Annotated in this window: 14 protein-coding genes; all 14 read left to right on the top strand. The window is 62.3% G+C overall.

Translation table 11 applies throughout. The features are described from left to right. The first annotated feature begins 1660 nt into the window (after positions 1-1660). The 14 genes from flhA (at position 1661) to ACIPL0_RS24640 (ending at position 16453) form a co-directional block, all read left to right on the top strand. Positions 1661-3790, top strand: a complete 2130-nt coding sequence (flhA, locus tag ACIPL0_RS24705; RefSeq protein WP_400599605.1) for a flagellar biosynthesis protein FlhA — start codon at positions 1661-1663, stop codon at positions 3788-3790. Positions 3791-3801: 11 nt separating this feature from the next. Beyond that, positions 3802-5157, top strand: a complete 1356-nt coding sequence (flhF, locus tag ACIPL0_RS24700; protein ID WP_400599604.1) for a flagellar biosynthesis protein FlhF — start codon at positions 3802-3804, stop codon at positions 5155-5157. A gap of 119 nt (positions 5158-5276) precedes the next feature. Further along, the gene (gene fleN, locus ACIPL0_RS24695) at positions 5277-6110 is read left to right on the top strand and encodes a flagellar synthesis regulator FleN (RefSeq protein WP_400599603.1); all 834 of its coding nucleotides are present in this window, start codon (positions 5277-5279) and stop codon (positions 6108-6110) included. Further along, positions 6107-6847 (top strand): RNA polymerase sigma factor FliA, encoded by a 741-nt coding sequence (gene fliA, locus ACIPL0_RS24690; RefSeq protein WP_400599602.1) that lies wholly within the window; start codon positions 6107-6109, stop codon positions 6845-6847. Before fleN ends, fliA begins: the two co-directional genes overlap by 4 nt. Positions 6848-7107: 260 nt before the next feature. Continuing rightward, entirely contained in the window at positions 7108-7482 is a 375-nt protein-coding gene (locus ACIPL0_RS24685; protein ID WP_400599613.1) for a chemotaxis response regulator CheY, read from the top strand. A gap of 19 nt (positions 7483-7501) precedes the next feature. Next, positions 7502-8290, top strand: coding sequence for a protein phosphatase CheZ (locus ACIPL0_RS24680; RefSeq protein ID WP_400599601.1), 789 nt, complete (start codon positions 7502-7504; stop codon positions 8288-8290). 131 nt (positions 8291-8421) lie between these two features. After that, positions 8422-10725 carry a chemotaxis protein CheA gene (locus ACIPL0_RS24675; protein WP_400599600.1) on the top strand — a complete coding sequence of 768 codons (2304 nt, stop codon included), beginning with the start codon at positions 8422-8424 and terminating at the stop codon, positions 10723-10725. 200 nt (positions 10726-10925) lie between these two features. Continuing rightward, complete coding sequence (locus ACIPL0_RS24670; RefSeq protein ID WP_400599599.1) at positions 10926-12062, top strand: chemotaxis response regulator protein-glutamate methylesterase; 1137 nt, start codon at positions 10926-10928, stop codon at positions 12060-12062. Then, positions 12062-12802, top strand: coding sequence for a flagellar motor protein (locus ACIPL0_RS24665; RefSeq protein ID WP_400599598.1), 741 nt, complete (start codon positions 12062-12064; stop codon positions 12800-12802). The genes ACIPL0_RS24670 and ACIPL0_RS24665 overlap by 1 nt, the downstream gene beginning before the upstream one ends. 7 nt (positions 12803-12809) lie before the next feature. After that, a complete protein-coding gene (gene motD, locus ACIPL0_RS24660) occupies positions 12810-13694 on the top strand; it encodes a flagellar motor protein MotD (RefSeq protein WP_400599597.1) in 885 nt (294 codons plus the stop codon). Positions 13695-13735: 41 nt separating this feature from the next. After that, positions 13736-14524 carry a ParA family protein gene (locus ACIPL0_RS24655; RefSeq protein WP_400599596.1) on the top strand — a complete coding sequence of 263 codons (789 nt, stop codon included), beginning with the start codon at positions 13736-13738 and terminating at the stop codon, positions 14522-14524. A gap of 33 nt (positions 14525-14557) precedes the next feature. Then, positions 14558-15517, top strand: a complete 960-nt coding sequence (locus ACIPL0_RS24650) for a chemotaxis protein CheW (protein ID WP_400599595.1) — start codon at positions 14558-14560, stop codon at positions 15515-15517. Between the two features lie 57 nt (positions 15518-15574). Continuing rightward, positions 15575-16054: a chemotaxis protein CheW gene (locus ACIPL0_RS24645; RefSeq protein WP_400599594.1), complete on the top strand. Its 480-nt coding sequence runs from the start codon at positions 15575-15577 to the stop codon at positions 16052-16054. After that, positions 16055-16453: a DUF2802 domain-containing protein gene (locus ACIPL0_RS24640; protein WP_400599593.1), complete on the top strand. Its 399-nt coding sequence runs from the start codon at positions 16055-16057 to the stop codon at positions 16451-16453. Positions 16454-18016 lie beyond the last annotated feature (1563 nt).

Below are 18016 nucleotides of genomic sequence, written 5' to 3'. Positions count from 1 at the left end.
GGCTCTCTACCCCGCCATACGGCATCTCGCCTAGGCTCGATGTGCCCTCACTCCGGCGACGCTCCGTGGGCCCGCCGCGAATGGGCCATCCATGGCCCAACGCGGCTCTCGCGGCATCCATGCCGCTCGGCGCCACTGCGCATCGTCTGCGTTCGGCCTTCTGGGACGGGCCCCAAGATCAAAATCCAGATCAAAAGCCGGCGAAATACACACGCTGTGGGAGCGGGCTCGCCCGCGAAGGCGTCCTCAAGATCGCCACCGCCAGCAAGCCGGACTGCTACGGGTGGTTTTGCGCTCTCCTACGGATGTGTGGACGCCAAACAAGGTTGAGATCACTACAGGCCATTGTGGGAGGAGGCTCTGCTCGCGATAGCAGTAGGGCAGACGACCCTGCATTGTCTGAATTGACGCTTTCGCGAGCAGGGCTCCCTCCCACAGGTATTTGGTGTTTGCGGGATCTCGGCATGGCAACACAGTCCACAGAGTCAGCACGGACCCCTGTGGGAGCGATCCGAGGTTGCGAGGGTCGCGAAAGCGGTTTGCCTGACCCACCACCTTCGCCAGCAAGTCGGCTCCTACGGCCTTTGGCCAGAAACAAAAGCAGCGGTGCTCGCAGATCCGTAGCAGTCCGGCTTGCCGGCGGTGGCGATCTTGAGGGTGCCAAGCAAGGCTCGAGTCAGCACAAATCATTGTGGGAGGGAGCTCTGCTCGCGATGGCGGTCGGTCAGGTGGCACAGCATTGTCTGGACTGACGCTTTCGCGAGCAGGGCTCCCTCCCACAGGTGTTTGGTGTTTGCGGGATCCAAGCATGGCAACACAGTCCGCAGAACCAGCACGGACTTTTGTGGGAGGGATCTGAGGTTACGAGGGTCGCGAAAGCGGTTTGTCTGACCCACCGCCTTCGCCAGCAAGCCGGCTCCTACGGCCTTCGGCCAGAATCAAAAGCAAATGGCATTCACCGACCCGTAGCAGTCCGGCTTGCCGGCGGTGGCGATTTCAGGGACGTCTTCGCGGGCGAGCCCGCTCCCACAGGTGTCCGTGGCCCGCAAGACAGCACGTGTTCATCCAAAGCCAGGTCGACCGGTCGGTCGCCTCGGCGGGTTGTTGATTTTGATGTTGGGGCCCCGTCCCAGAAGGCCGAACGCAGGCGATGCGCAGTGGGTCGAGCGGCATGGATGCCGCGAGAGCCGCGTGGGCCATGGATGGCCCATTCGCGGCGTGCCCACGGAGTGTCGCCGGAGTGAGGGAACACCGAGCATTGGCGAGGTGCCGTATGGCGGGGTGTGGAGCCCTTGGTTACTTGGGGCTTTTCCAAGTAACTCGCCGTCAGGCGAAACAGGGCTGCGTTAGCAGACCATGCGATCCGTCAGGCAAACCAAGGGCACAGGTTTTACGACGACTTCGTCGCCGGTCGCAGGGCAAGTCAGCTCCTACAGCCGATCGCGGGCAAGCCACGCTCCTACAGGTTCGCGTAACGTGACGGAGGCGAAACAGGGCTGCGTTAGCAGTCCACCCGAATTTATGTCGACCACCCCACATTTTCAGATGATGTCATTCTGATATTTTCTGCGCTTTCCAAGAGTTGGACAGGTTTTTGCAATACCTGCGTTACAACGCCTCTGGCGTCAAAAGTTTGATCAAACACGCAGGTAAACAATCGGTGGATCGCTCTCAATTAATCACTAACGCTCGCTCTGGACTGATCGGCCTGGGTCGCGGTCAGTTGGGCGTGCCGTTGTTGTTGCTGGTCATGCTGGCAATGATGATGTTGCCGATGCCGCCGTTCCTGCTGGACGTGTTCTTCACCTTCAACATCGCCCTGTCCATCGTCGTCCTGCTAGTCTGCGTGTACGCCCTGCGGCCGCTGGATTTCTCGGTGTTTCCGACCATCCTGCTGATCGCCACGCTGCTGCGTCTGGCGCTCAACGTTGCCTCGACCCGTGTGGTCATGCTCCACGGTCAGGACGGTCACGCCGCCGCCGGTAAGGTGATTCAGGCCTTCGGTGAAGTGGTGATCGGCGGTAACTACGTGGTCGGTATCGTGGTCTTCGCGATCCTGATGATCATCAACTTCGTGGTGGTGACCAAGGGTGCCGGTCGTATCTCCGAGGTGAGCGCGCGTTTCACCCTCGACGCCATGCCCGGCAAACAGATGGCCATCGACGCCGACCTCAACGCCGGTCTGATCGATCAGCCCGAAGCCAAGCGCCGTCGTCTGGAAGTCGCCCAGGAAGCCGAGTTCTACGGCTCCATGGACGGTGCCAGCAAGTTCGTTCGCGGTGACGCCATCGCCGGTCTGTTGATCCTGTTCATCAACCTCATCGGCGGCATGCTGGTGGGTATCCTGCAACACAACATGACCTTCGCCGACGCCGGCAAGGTCTACGCCCTGTTGACCATCGGTGACGGTTTGGTGGCGCAGCTGCCATCGCTGCTGCTGTCCACGGCGGCGGCGATCATGGTGACCCGTGCGTCCGGTTCGGAAGAAATGGGCAAGCTGGTCGGCCGCCAGATGTTCACCTCGCACAAGGCGCTGGCCGTGTCGGCAGGCATCATGATCGTCATGGGTCTGGTGCCGGGCATGCCGCATTTCTCCTTCATCAGCCTCGGACTGGCGGCGGCGGGCGGTGCGTACCTGCTGTGGCGGAAACAGAACGAAGCCAAGCTGGCAGCCATTCAGGAGGTCAAGCGGCAACAGGAAATGCTGCCGTCGCCGACCCGTGCCCAGGAGTCCAAGGAGCTGGGTTGGGATGACGTCACCCCGATCGACATGATCGGTCTGGAAGTGGGCTACCGCCTGATTCCGCTGGTGGACCGCAATCAGGGTGGTCAACTGCTGGCGCGGATCAAGGGCGTGCGCAAGAAGCTCTCTCAGGAGCTGGGCTTTCTGATGCCGACCGTACACATTCGCGACAACCTCGATCTGGCGCCGAGTGCCTACCGTCTGACCCTGATGGGCGTGACCCTGGCCGAAGCCGAGATCTATCCGGATCGCGAACTGGCGATCAACCCGGGTCAGGTATTTGGCAGTCTCAACGGCATCAATGCCAAAGACCCGGCGTTCGGCCTGGAAGCGGTGTGGATCGAAATCAGCCAGCGCGCTCAGGCGCAGTCGCTGGGTTACACCGTGGTCGACGCCAGTACCGTGGTCGCTACGCACTTGAACCAGATTCTGTACAAGCACTCCCATGAGCTGATCGGGCACGAGGAAGTGCAGCAACTGATGACCCTGCTGGCCAAGAGCTCGCCGAAGCTGGCCGAGGAACTGGTACCGGGCGTGCTGTCGCTGTCGGCGCTGCTCAAGGTGTTGCAGGCGCTGCTGGCCGAACAGGTGCCGGTGCGCGACATCCGCAGCATCGCCGAGGCCATCGCCAACAATGCGGCGCGGAGTCAAGATACCGCCGCGCTGGTGGCCGCCGTACGGGTCGGGCTGTCCCGCGCCATCGTGCAAAGCATTGTCGGCATTGAGCCGGAGCTGCCTGTCATCACCCTTGAGCCAAGGTTGGAACAGATATTGCTCAATAGTCTGCAGAAGGCAGGACAGGGTCAGGAAGAAGGCGTTCTGCTCGAACCGAGCATGGCTGAGAAACTTCAGCGCTCGTTGATCGAAGCGGCGCAGCGTCAGGAGATGCAGGGTCAGCCGGTTATTTTGTTGGTCGCAGGTCCGGTTCGCGCCATGTTGTCCCGCTTCGGGCGCCTGGCAGTACCGAACATGCATGTTTTGGCTTATCAGGAAATTCCTGACAATAAGCAAGTCACCATCGTAGCGACTGTCGGGCCGAACGGCTGAGGTAGTGAGTCATGCAAGTTAAGCGTTTTTTCGCCGCCGATATGCGACAAGCCATGAAACTGGTTCGTGATGAGTTGGGCGCGGAAGCGGCCATCATCGGCAACCGGCGGATCGCCGGCGGCGTCGAGCTGACTGCCGCGCTGGACTACAAGCTGTCGGCGCTGGCGCCGCGCGTGCCGAACATCGAGCTGGAAGACGAGCTGCGCAAGACCCAGTCGCGCATCGTCACTGCCCAGGCCGAGCTGAGCAGCCGCACCGAGCTGGATGCCGTCGGCAACCGTCAGCTGTTCTCGGGCCTGGCGATGGATGACAGCAAGCACATCGAGCCGACTCTGGACGAGCCGTTCCGCCCGTCGATCCATGCGGCCATTGCTGCGGACCGCGCCGAGCGCGCCGAACGTGCCACCGCCGAACCTGCGGTGAGCCAGCGCGCCTACGAGTCGATGCGTTCCGAATTGACCGGCCTGCGCGAACTGCTGGAAGTCCAGCTCGGTTCGCTGGCCTGGAACCAGTTGCAGGGCAGCCGTCCGCAGCAGGCCAACCTGTGGCGTCGTCTGCAGCGCATCGGCCTGTCCGGCCCGCTGTCGCGCGACCTGCTGGACATGGTGCCGAACGTCGACGACCAGCCGCACGCCTGGCGCATGCTGCTGGCCCATCTGGCGCGCATGATCGTCACGCCGGAGATCGAACCGCTGGAAGAAGGCGGGGTGATTGCCATGGTCGGCCCGGCCGGCATGGGCAAGACCACCACTCTGGCAAAACTGGCGGCGCGATATGTGTTGAAATACGGCGCACAAAATATCGCGCTGGTGAGCATGGACAGCTTCCGCATCGGTGCCCAGGAGCAGCTCAAGACATTGGGGCGTATCCTCAATGTGCCGGTGACCCATGTCGACCCGGGGCAGTCGCTGGCTCAGGCGCTGGAACCGTTGCTGCGCAAGCGCGTCGTGCTGATCGACACCGCCGGCCTGCAGGCCAGCGATCCGGCCCTGCGGCTGCAGCTGGAAAGCCTCGCCGGTCGCGGGATCAAGGCGCGCAATTATCTGGTCCTGGCCACCACCAGCCAGAAGCAGGTGCTGACAGCGGCGTACCACAGTTACAAGCGTTGCGGTCTGGCCGGGTGCATCCTGACCAAGCTGGACGAAACCGCAAGCCTCGGCGAAGTGCTGAGCCTGGCGGTGACACACGAATTGCCCGTGGCCTATCTCACCGATGGCCCACGGATACCGGATGATCTGCATTTGCCACGTCGGCACCAGCTGGTGAGCAGGGCTGTCAGCGTGCAGATGCAGGAGGAGCCTAGCGAGGAAGCGATGGCGGATATGTTTGCGGATCTTTATCACAGCCCCGACAAGCGCGTGGGCTAGGTAGGGAAAATGACACAGGAATATACCTGCATCGATGGTCTGCCAGGCATTGTTCACACACTGAACGTGCAGCCCTACATGTGGCTTAGGTCTAAGCAAGACAAGGTAAAGAATTAACTATGGGCAGCATGCATCCCGTACAGGTTATCGCGGTGACCGGTGGCAAAGGTGGCGTCGGCAAGACCAACGTGTCAGTGAACCTCTCACTGGCCCTGGCCGAGCTCGGGCGTCGCGTCATGTTGCTGGACGCCGATCTGGGTCTGGCCAACGTCGACGTATTGTTGGGGCTGACCCCCAAACGCACCCTGGCCGACGTCATCGAGGGACGCTGTGAGCTGCGCGATGTCCTGTTGCAGGGCCCTGGCGGCGTGCGCATCGTGCCGGCCGCTTCGGGCACCCAGAGCATGGTCCAGCTGACCCCGGCCCAGCATGCCGGCCTGATTCAGGCGTTCAGCGAGATCGGCGACAACCTCGACGTACTGGTGATCGACACCGCTGCCGGGATCGGCGAATCGGTGGTCAGCTTCGTGCGCGCGGCTCAGGAAGTGCTGCTGGTGGTGTGCGACGAACCGACCTCGATCACTGACGCCTACGCGCTGATCAAGCTGCTCAACCGCGACTACGGCATGAACCGTTTCCGCGTGCTGGCCAACATGGCGCAGAGCCCGCAGGAAGGGCGCAACCTGTTCGCCAAGCTGACCAAGGTCACCGACCGTTTCCTCGACGTGGCGCTGCAATACGTCGGCGCTGTGCCGTACGACGAGTGCGTGCGCAAGGCCGTGCAGAAACAGCGTGCCGTGTACGAAGCATTCCCGCGTTCCAAATGTGCGCTGGCGTTCAAGGCCATCGCGCAGAAGGTCGACACCTGGCCGCTGCCGGCGAATCCGCGTGGCCACCTTGAATTTTTCGTTGAGCGCCTGGTTCACCAGACCAGTGCAGGGCCCGTGTCATGACAGCAAGTGGCTATCGCATGTACAGCAAATCATCCAAAGATTCCCAGTATGAGCTGATCGAGCGTTATGCCCCCTTGGTCAAGCGCATCGCTTACCACCTGCTGGCACGTCTGCCGGCCAGCGTGCAGGTCGAGGACCTGATCCAGGCCGGCATGATCGGCCTGCTCGAAGTCTCGACCAAATACGACTCGACCAAGGGCGCCAGCTTCGAGACCTACGCCGGCATCCGCATCCGTGGTGCGATGCTCGATGAAGTGCGCAAGGGCGACTGGGCACCGCGCTCGGTACACCGCAATACGCGCATGGTCAGTGACGCGATTCGTGCAATTGAAGCAAAAACCGGTCGTGACGCTAAAGATCACGAGGTTGCTGCCGAACTTCAAATGAGTCTCGACGAATATTACGGGATTCTGAACGACACCCTGGGCAGTCGTCTGTTCAGCTTCGACGACCTGTTGCAGGACGGCGAGCATGAAGGGCTGCACGAGGACGGCGCGAGCCAGTCGCTCGAACCGTCGCGGGATCTGGAAGACGAACGTTTCCAGAGCGCGCTGGCGGACGCCATTGCCAACCTGCCGGAGCGTGAACGCCTGGTGCTGGCGCTGTACTACGACGAAGAGCTGAACCTCAAAGAGATCGGGGAGGTCCTGGGGGTCAGCGAATCGCGGGTCAGCCAGCTGCACAGCCAGTGCGCCGCGCGCTTGCGTGGCCGGTTGGGAGAGTGGCGCGCGCGGTAACGCATCGAACGCAGGGGCGGCATTTCGCGGCATCTGCGTGCTGTATGTAAGACCGGCTGTGCAGGGCGTTTGAGGGCAACGGTAGACAAGGCAGGAGCCGGTCGGATCAGGTTTTTGCAGGCCTGTTTCGCTGTGCGCGTGATCCCTTCTCGTCATCATCCCCCTTCGTTTTCGCAGAGCCGCTCAGAGAGTAATGATTGAACGCGCACCCAGGAACTGGATGCGTTAAAGACTGCTTGGAGGTCGAATTGGACAAGAACATGAAAATCCTCATCGTTGATGACTTTTCAACGATGCGGCGGATCATAAAAAACCTGTTGCGTGACCTGGGGTTCACCAACACGGCCGAAGCAGATGACGGTACCACCGCATTGCCGATGCTGCAGGCCGGTGGCTTCGATTTCCTGGTGACCGACTGGAACATGCCCGGCATGTCCGGCATCGACCTGCTGCGTCAGGTGCGCGCCGACGAGCGTCTGCGTCATCTGCCGGTTCTGATGGTGACTGCCGAGGCCAAGCGCGAGCAGATCATCGAAGCCGCTCAGGCCGGTGTGAACGGCTACGTGGTGAAGCCATTCACCGCGCAGGTTCTCAAAGAAAAGATCGAGAAGATATTCGAGCGCGTCAATAGCTGATGTCCGCTGCGAGGGCGCTATGAATCCTGAAGATTCAACGATGGGTGACTTCGAGTCGACCCTGAAGAAACACGCACAGGAATTGGTCGAAAGCCTTGAACAAGGCAAGTTCGGCGAGGCCGTGCAGGTCATCCATGAGCTGAATCAGACCCGGGATCGTGGCCTGTATCAGGAAGTCGGCAAGCTGACGCGCGAGCTGCACAGCGCGATCGTCAATTTCCAGATCGACCCGCGCATGCCGCAGGCCGAAGAAGTCTCGCAGATCACCGACGCCACCGAGCGCCTGTCCTACGTGGTCAGGCTCACGGAAGGTGCGGCCAACCGCACCATGGATCTGGTCGAACAGAGCACGCCGTTGATGAACGGCCTGAGTGCCGACGCTCGCGCCTTGAGTGCCGACTGGGGACGCTTCATGCGTCGCGAGATCAGCGCCGACGAGTTTCGTGATCTGGCCCGTCGCGTCGACGGCTTCCTGGCGCGCAGCGAGACCGAAACCCAGCAGGTCGCCAGCCACCTGAACGACATTCTGCTGGCCCAGGATTACCAGGACCTGACCGGTCAGGTGATCAAGCGCGTGACCACACTGGTCACCGAGGTCGAGAGCAATCTGCTCAAGCTGGTGCTGATGGCCAGCCAGGTCGATCGTTTTGCCGGGATCCAGCACGATCAGGAACACTTCCGCCAGCAAAAAGAACAGGAAAAACTTCATTCCAAGGGTGAAGGTCCGCAGATTCATGCCGATAAACGTGAAGACGTCGTATCCGGTCAGGATGATGTGGACGATCTGTTATCCAGCCTTGGCTTCTAAGATTTTAGATTCCAGGTTCTATGTGAAAGTGGCTGCTGATCCGGCGCGTGAATGCTTCGTCGAAAGCAATGTGCCCGGACGCTGATGCAGCCCCTGGATCGGTTTGACGGTTAATTTTAGGAGCACCCCCAATGAGCTTCGGCGCCGATGAAGAAATCCTTCAGGATTTTCTGGTAGAGGCCGGCGAGATCCTGGAGCAGTTGTCCGAGCAATTGGTCGAGCTGGAAAGCCGACCGGATGACGCGGATCTGCTTAATGCCATTTTTCGCGGTTTTCACACTGTAAAAGGGGGCGCCGGCTTCCTCCAGCTCAACGAGCTGGTTGAATGCTGTCACATCGCCGAAAACGTGTTCGACATCCTGCGCAAGGGTGAGCGCCGTGTCGACGCGGAACTCATGGACGTGGTGCTGGAAGCGCTGGACACCGTCAACAGCATGTTCGGTCAGGTCCGCGAGCGCTCCGACATCACCCCGGCCACGCCTGAGCTGCTGGCGGCGCTGTCGCGTCTGGCCGAGCCGGCTTCAGCCGATGAAATCGCGGCGGCTGCTGCCGCTGTGCCAGTCGTGGAAGAGGAGGTCGCCGAGGCGCCGTCCGAAGACATCACCGACCAGGAATTCGAACAACTGCTCGACTCGCTGAATGCGGTCAAGGCCGAAGCGGCGGGTGCTGCTGCACCGGTTGCGCCCCAGGAAACCAGCGGGGAAACGCCGAGCGACGAAATCACCGACGCCGAATTCGAATCGCTGCTCGACCAGTTGCATGGCAAAGGCCAGTTCGCGGTCGACGCGGTCGTGCCGCCTGCAGCTCCTGCGGCTGAGGCGCCAGCGGGCGAAGTGGCGAGCGACGAAATCACCGACGACGAATTCGAAGCGCTGCTCGATCAGTTGCACGGCAAAGGCAGTTTCTCGCCTGACACCGCCGGTGTGCCGGCTGCCGCTGCGCCAACCGCCGCTGAGGCTGCGGATGCAGTGCCATCGGACGAAATCACCGATCACGAATTCGAAGCGCTGCTCGATCAGTTGCATGGCAAAGGCAAGTTCGAACCGGCCGTAGCGGCGGGCGCGACAGCCACGGCCACGCCACCGGCTGCGGCGAAGAAAGCGGAAGCTGCGAAATCCGAAGCGCCGAAGGCAGAAGCACCGAAAGCCGAGCCGGCCAAAGCCGCCGCGCCGGCTGCTGCACCGGCCAAGGCGGCTCCGGCACCGGCTGCTGCGCCTGCCGCTGCCCGTGCACCTGCGCCGGTGGCCGACAAGGCGCCGACCGAAGCGGAAACCACCGTGCGCGTCGATACCGCGCGGCTGGACGAAATCATGAACATGGTCGGCGAACTGGTGCTGGTGCGTAACCGCCTGGTGCGCCTGGGCGCCAACAGCGCCGACGAAGCCATGTCCAAGGCCGTGTCCAACCTGGACGTGGTCACCGCTGACCTGCAGACCGCGGTGATGAAGACGCGCATGCAGCCGATCAAGAAAGTCTTCGGCCGCTTCCCGCGTCTGGTTCGCGATCTGGCCCGTCAGCTGAAGAAAGAGATCAACCTGGAACTGGTGGGTGAAGAAACCGACCTCGACAAGAACCTCGTCGAGGCCCTGGCGGACCCGCTGGTCCACTTGGTGCGCAACGCCGTCGACCACGGCATCGAGTCGCCGGACGAACGCGAAGCTTCGGGCAAGGCCCGTGGCGGTCGTGTGGTGTTGTCCGCCGAACAGGAAGGCGATCACATCCTGCTGTCGATTTCCGACGACGGCAAAGGCATGGACCCTGCGGTGCTGCGCGCCATCGCGGTCAAGCGCGGGGTGATGGACAAGGATGCCGCCGACCGTCTGAGCGACACCGACTGCTACAACCTGATCTTCGCGCCGGGCTTCTCGACCAAGACCGAGATTTCCGACGTGTCCGGTCGTGGCGTGGGCATGGACGTGGTGAAAACCAAGATTTCCCAGCTCAACGGCTCGATCAACATCTACTCGACCAAGGGCCAGGGCTCGAAGATCGTCATCAAGGTGCCGTTGACCCTGGCGATCATGCCGACCCTGATGGTGATGCTGGGCAACCAGGCTTTCGCCTTCCCGCTGGTCAACGTCAACGAGATCTTCCACCTGGACCTGTCGACCACCAACGTCGTTGACGGTCAGGAAGTGGTGATCGTGCGCGACAAGGCGCTGCCGCTGTTCTACCTCAAGCGCTGGCTGGTCAGTTCGGCCGCCCACGAGGAACAGCGCGAGGGGCATGTGGTGATTCTCTCGGTCGGCACCCAGCGCATCGGCTTCGTCGTCGATCAACTGGTCGGTCAGGAAGAAGTGGTCATCAAGCCGCTGGGCAAGATGCTGCAAGGGACTCCGGGCATGTCCGGCGCCACCATCACCGGTGACGGCCGCATCGCGCTGATTCTCGATGTGCCGAGCATGCTCAAGCGTTACGCCGCACGGCGTATCTGACAACGGCGAGGCAATGAGCCTGGTGGGAGCGAATTCATTCGCGAGAGGCCGGTACATCCGCAGCCGATGTATCGCCTGATGGATTCATCGCGAATGAATTCGCTCCCACGGGTTTTCCATCCACCGCGGTCATTTCGGTGGGGCAGATGTTGATGGGAAGCGGGCTGCGGGAGCGGCCTGTTTCGCCTAATGGAGTATTTATGGCCGTCAAGGTTCTGGTGGTGGACGATTCCGGATTTTTCCGCCGCCGCGTCTCGGAAATTCTTTCCTCGGATACAACGATTCAAGTCGTCGGCACCGCCACCAATGGCAAGGAAGCGATCGAGCAGGCCCTGGCGCTCAAGCCCGACGTGATCACCATGGACTACGAAATGCCGATGATGGATGGCATTACCGCTGTCCGGCACATCATGCAGCGCTGCCCGACCCCGGTGTTGATGTTTTCGTCGCTGACCCACGAAGGCGCCCGGGTGACCCTCGACGCGCTGGATGCCGGTGCGGTCGATTACCTGCCGAAAAACTTCGAAGACATTTCGCGCAACCCGGACAAGGTCAAGCAAATGCTCTGCGAGAAGGTGCACACCATCTCGCGCAGCAACCGTCGCTTCAGCAGCTACGCCAGCAGCGTGTCCGCCCCGGCGCCGAGCGCTGCGCCTGCGCCGTCGTCGCTGCACGGCACGACCAGCCCGCGTACCGCAGCGGCGCCGTTGCCTGCGCGCACGCCAGCGGCAGCCAGCCATGGCCACGCGGCGAACTCGCCGGCGCCCAAGCGCAAGGCCTACAAGTTGGTCGCCATCGGTACCTCCACCGGTGGCCCGGTGGCGCTGCAACGGGTGCTGACTCAACTGCCTGCCAACTTTCCGGCGCCTATCGTGCTGATCCAGCACATGCCGGCGGCCTTCACCAAAGCGTTCGCCGAGCGCCTGGACAAGCTCTGCCGCATCAGCGTCAAGGAAGCCGAGGACGGTGACATTCTGCGTCCGGGTCTGGCCCTGCTGGCCCCCGGCGGCAAACAGATGATGGTCGACGGCCGTGGCGCGGTGAAAATCCTGCCGGGTGACGAGCGCCTCAACTACAAACCGTGCGTGGATATCACCTTCGGTTCGGCGGCCAAGTCGTACAACGACAAGGTGCTGGCCGTGGTGCTGACCGGCATGGGCGCAGACGGTCGCGAAGGCGCGCGTCTGCTCAAGCAGTCCGGTAGCCACATCTGGGCCCAGGACGAAGCCAGCTGCGTGATCTACGGCATGCCGATGGCCATCGTCAAAGCCGATCTGGCAGACGCCGTTTACAGCCTGGACGATATCGGGCGCCATCTGGTCGAGGCGTGTATCTGATGGATGTTTTGACACTTATAGGGATCATTCTGGCGTTCGTCGCCATCATCGGCGGCAACTTCCTCGAAGGCGGCCATCTGGGCGCACTGCTCAACGGCCCGGCGGCGCTGATCGTGATCGGCGGCACCATCGCGGCCAGCCTGCTGCAGACGCCGATGAGTGCGTTCAAGCGGGCGATCCAGATCTTCATCTGGATTCTGTTTCCGCCACGCATCGACCTGCCGGGCGGCATCGACCGCGTGGTGTCGTGGAGCCTGACCGCGCGCAAGGAAGGCCTGCTCGGCCTGGAAGGCGTGGCTGACAGCGAGCCGGACGCTTACTCGCGCAAGGGCTTGCAGTTGCTGGTCGACGGTGTCGAGCCGGAAGCCATCCGCAGCATTCTCGAAGTGGATTTCCTGACCCAGGAAAGCCGCGACATTCAGGCGGCGAAAGTGTTTGAAAGCATGGGCGGTTATGCACCGACCATCGGCATCATCGGTGCAGTGATGGGCCTGATCCACGTGATGGGCAACCTCGCCGATCCCAACCAGCTGGGCAGCGGCATTGCCGTGGCCTTCGTTGCCACCATTTACGGCGTGGCGTCGGCCAACCTGATCCTGCTGCCGGTGGCCAACAAGCTCAAGGCCATTGCCCTGCGTCAGTCGCGCTACCGGGAGATGCTGCTCGAAGGACTGCTGTCGATTGCCGAAGGCGAGAACCCGCGCTCCATCGAGCTGAAGCTGCAAGGATTCATGGAGTGAGGGTCTGATGGCTCGTCGACGTCGTCACCACGAAGAACACGAAAACCACGAACGCTGGCTGGTGTCCTACGCGGACTTCATCACCCTGCTGTTCGCCTTTTTCGTGGTCATGTACTCCATTTCCTCGCTCAATGAAGGCAAGTACAAGGTGCTGTCCGAGGCGCTGGTCGGCGTCTTCAACGAAGCCGAGCGCAGCGTGCGGCCGATTCCGATCGGCGAACAGAAACCGCAGACCGTGCGTCCTGCCGACCCGCTGGTCAAGGACAGTGACCAGACCGATGCGGCGTTGGGACAGGCCTCTCAAGACCCGCTGAAATCGATCGCCGACGATGTCAACGCGGCGTTCGGCGACCTGATTGCCTCCAACCAGATGACCGTGCGCGGCAACGAGTTGTGGATCGAGATCGAACTCAATTCCAGCCTGCTGTTCGGCAGCGGCGACGCCATGCCGAGCAACCTGGCGTTCGACCTGATCGACAAGGTGGCGAAGATCGTCAAGCCGTTCGACAACCCGATCCACGTCGAAGGTTTCACCGACAACCAGCCGATCAGCACCGGGCAATTCCCGAGCAACTGGGAGCTGTCGTCGGCCCGTTCTTCGAGCATCGTGCGCATGCTGGCGATGGACGGCATCAATCCGGCGCGTCTGGCCTCGGTGGGGTATGGCGAGTTTCAGCCGCTGACCTCCAACGCCACCGCCGATGGCCGTGCGCGCAACCGCCGGGTGGTGCTGGTGATCTCGCGCAATCTGGACGTGCGCCGCAGCCTGACCGGCTCCGGCACGGCGGCCAGCGCCAAACCCGATGCGGCATTGCGTCGTGCTGGCACACAAACTGCACCTGCTCCAGGCAATTCGCCACAAGGCGTCAAATCTTCGTCAACTGCCCCTTAAATCGGTACTCGGTCGTCATGGCCGGGGGGAAAACGAAACACATGAGAGTCTGGGCAGTAGCCAATCAGAAAGGCGGGGTCGGCAAGACCACCACCTCAATCGCTTTAGCCGGTCTGCTGGCCGAGGCGGGCAAGCGCGTGGTCGTGGTCGACCTCGACCCGCACGGCTCGATGACCAGCTACTTTGGCCACGACCCCGACGCGCTGGAGCACAGCTGCTTCGACCTGTTCCTGAACAAGGGCGCAGTGCCGCAGGGCCTGCCCGGTCAACTGCTGCTGCCGACCAGCCACGAACGCATTTCCCTGCTGCCGTCCAGCACCGCGCTGGCCACCCTTGAGCGCCAGTCGCCGGGGCAGAGCGGGCTGGGTCTGGTGATTGCCAAGAGCCTGGCGCAACTGTGGCAGGACTTCGATTACGCGATCATCGACAGCCCGCCGTTGCTCGGCGTGCTGATGGTCAATGCGCTGGCGGCCAGCCAGCAATTGGCGGTGCCGGTGCAGACCGAGTTTCTCGCGGTCAAGGGTCTGGAACGCATGGTCAACACCCTGGCGATGATTAACCGCTCGCGCAAGGTGCCGCTGCCGTACACCATCGTGCCGACGCTGTTCGACCGCCGTACCCAGGCGTCGATGGGCACGCTCAAGTTATTGCGCGACGGTTTTCCCGAACACGTGTGGAACGCTTTCATCCCGGTCGACACGCGCCTGCGCGACGCCAGCCGGGCCGGGGTCACGCCGTCGCAGTTCGACGGCAAGAGCCGCGGGGTGCTGGCCTATCGGGCGCTGCTCAAGCACCTGCTCAGCGAGCAGCTTGTCGGGCAGGTGGCCTGACATGGTCGTCGTCAATTACTTGCGGGCTTTTGTATGAACCGTCATCTGGACACTGCGTCACGCCCGCAACTGGCTCTGCAAACGTACCTGGATGCGTTGTTGCAGGACGCCACCGAAGAACTGGAAGTCGTCGAGAGCATTGACGAGTTTCAGGCCGCCGTACTGGAAGAACAGGCCCATGATGCGCGCATGCGCAGCGCCGTCGCCGAGGCGGTGGCTGCAGCCACGCCGGAAGTGCGACCGACGCCGTTGCGTGAGCCTGTGGCGATGCCGCAGCCTGTCGCTGCGCCGGTCAAGGTCCTTGAAACGCCAGTGATCCTGCCGCCTGTCATTGCTCCGCCCGTGATCGCGGCCCCGGTTGTCGAAACGCGGCCGGCTGAAGCACGGGTGGTCGAGGCTCCAGTGGTTAAGCCAGTAGTGGTTGAACCAGAGCCAGAGCTGAACGTCGCGTTGGTGGAGCCGGTGGCGGAAGTGCATCTGCCCGGGCAGCGCACACCGACCCCGCCGCCGACCTCCGACGAGCGCCCGGCCTGGGCCGACGAGCCCTTCGAATGCCTGCTGTTCGATGTCGCCGGGCTGACCCTGGCAGTGCCGCTGGTGTGCCTGGGCTCGATCTACCCGCTGGCCGGGCACGACCTGACGCCGCTGTTCGGTCAGCCGGACTGGTTCCTCGGCATCCTGCCCAGCCAGGCCGGCAACCTCAAGGTGCTGGACACCGCGCGCTGGATCATGCCGGACCGCTACCGCGACGACTTTCGTCAGGGGTTGCAATACGTGATCTCGGTTCAGGGCTATGAGTGGGGGCTGGCGGTGCATCAGGTCAGCCGTTCGCTGCGCCTGGACCCGCAGGAAATCAAATGGCGCACCCATCGCGGTCAACGGCCCTGGCTTGCCGGCACGGTGATCGAACACATGTGTGCGCTGCTCGATGTGTCGGAACTGGCCGAGCTGATCGCCAGCGGCGCCGTCAAACAGATGAACAACCACAGATAAACACCGGCCGGTGCCACTGCGCCGGCCGCACAGCACAACACGCAAGGGGTTAGCGGTATGAAGAAGTCGTCAGCACAGGGTTCCGAAGATCCGATTCTGCAGTGGGTCACCTTCCGCCTGGACAACGAAACGTATGGCATCAACGTGATGCAGGTTCAGGAAGTGCTGCGTTACACCGAGATCGCGCCGGTGCCGGGTGCGCCAAGCTACGTGCTGGGCATCATCAACCTGCGCGGCAACGTGGTCACGGTGATCGACACTCGTCAGCGTTTCGGCCTGCCACCGGTTGAAGTCAGCGACAACACCCGTATCGTCATCATCGAAGCCGACAAGCAAGTGGTTGGCATCCTGGTCGACAGCGTGGCTGAAGTGGTTTACCTGCGTCAGTCGGAAGTCGAGACCGCGCCGAACGTGGGCAATGACGAATCCGCCAAGTTCATTCAAGGCGTGTGCAACAAGAACGGCGAACTGCTGATCCTCGTCGAACTGGACAAGATGATGACCGAGGAAGAGTGGTCCGAGCTGGAGAACATCTGATTGATTCTCGAGGTTGCGGTCATTTTTCTGGCGGTGCTGTGGGTCGTGACCATCGCGATGTTCATGGCTTATGCCAAACGCCAGCGCACGCTTGCCACGCAGCAGGTCGAGGCCGACTCGCTGCGTGACCAGCGCATGCGCGAGCTGGCCCGGCGCCTGGAAAACTACCAGGGTGGCACGGTGAAGATGGGCGAGGACTTGCATGAGTTGCGTTCCATCGTCGCGCCGCTGCCGGACAAGATCACCGCGCTGGAGCAGCGCGATCCGTCGACCCTGTCGTTCGCCCAGGCTGCACGATTGGTGGGCATGGGGGCCAGTGTCGACGAACTCACCCAGTCCTGCGGTTTGACTCAGGCAGAGGCGCAGTTGATGGCCAAGTTGCATGGGAATAACAACTGAGGGGGGCGGGGGCCGGTGATGGCGTCTTTGAGATCGCGGTCGCCGGCAAGCCGGACCGCTACAGGTGGCGCGGCGTATCTGTAGGAGCGCGCTTGCCCGCGATCGGCGAGGCACTCGTCGTAAATCCTGTGCACTCGGTTTGTCTGGCGAATTGCATGGTCTGCTAACGCAGCCCTGTTTCGCCTGACGGCGAGTTACTTGGAAAAGCCCCAAGTAACCAAGGGCTCTTTACCCCGCCATACGGCATCTCGCCTAGGCTCGATGTGCCCTCACTCCGGCAATGCTCCGTGGGCCCGCCGCGAATGGGCCATCCATGGCCCACGCGGCTCTCGCGACATCCTGTCGCTCAACCCACTCCACATCGCCTGCGTTCGGCCTTCTGGGACGGGGCCCCAGATCAAAATCCAAAGCAAGATCAAAAGCCGGCGAAACACACACACTTCTTGTGGGAGCGGGCTCGCCCGCGAAGGCGGCCTTGAGATCGCCACCACCGGTAAGCCGGACTGCTACGGATGTGTGGGTGCCAAACAAGGCTGAGGTCGCTACAGATTATTGTGGGAGGGAGCTCTGCTCGCGATGGCGCTGGGTCAGACGGCACAGCATCATCTGGGATGACGCTTTCGCGAGCAGAGCTCCCTCCCACGGATTGTGGTGTTTGCGGGATCTCGGCATGGCAACACAATCCACAGAGCCAGCACGGACCCCTGTGGGAGGGATCCGAGGTTACGAGGGTCGCGAAAACGGTTTGCCTGACCCACCGCCTTCGCCAGCAAGCCGGCTCCTACGGCCTTCGGCCAGAAGCAAAAGCAGGTGGTATGCGCTGATCCGTAGCGGTCCGGCTTGCCGGCGGTGGTGGTCTTGCAGGCGGCAAACAAGATTGGAGCCAGCACAAATCGATGTGGGAGGGAGCTCTGCTCGCGATGGCGGTCTATCAGGTGGCACAGCATCGTCTGGGTTGGCGCTTTCGCGAGCAGGGCTCCCTCCCACGGGTGTGTGGGGTATGCGGGATCTCGGCGTGGCAACACAATCCACAGAACCAGCACGGACCATTGTGGGATCCGAGGTTACGAGGGTCGCGAAAGCGGTTTGCCTGACCCACCGCTCTCGCCAGCAAGCCGGCTCCTACGGCCTTCGGCCAGAAGCAAAAGCTGACAGCATGCGCTAATCCGTAGCGGTCCGGCTTGCCGGCGGTGGCGTCCGCAAGATCGCAACCGCCGACAAGCCGTGCTGCTACAGGGCTTTTGATTTTGATCTTGGGGCCCCGTCCCAGAAGGCCGAACGCAGGTGATGCGCAGTGGCGCCGAGCGGCATGGATGCCGCGAGAGCCGCGTGGGCCATGGATGGCCCATTCGCGGCGTGCCCACGGAGCATTGCCGTAGGGAGGGCATGCCGAGCATAAGCGAGGTACCGTATGGCGGGGATAAGAGCCCTTGGTTACTTGGGGCTTTTCCAAGTAACTCGCCGTGAGGCGAAACAGGGCTGCGTTAGCAGACTCGGCGGAGTGTCAGACGCGTCAAGGACACAGGTTTTACGACGACTTCGTCGCCGGTCGCAGGGCAAGCC

Origin of the sequence: Pseudomonas sp. NPDC090208 (genome assembly GCF_044746785.1) — a bacterium.
Taxonomy (GTDB): Bacteria; Pseudomonadota; Gammaproteobacteria; order Pseudomonadales; family Pseudomonadaceae; genus Aquipseudomonas.
This window is presented reverse-complemented; position numbering and strand designations above follow the sequence as displayed.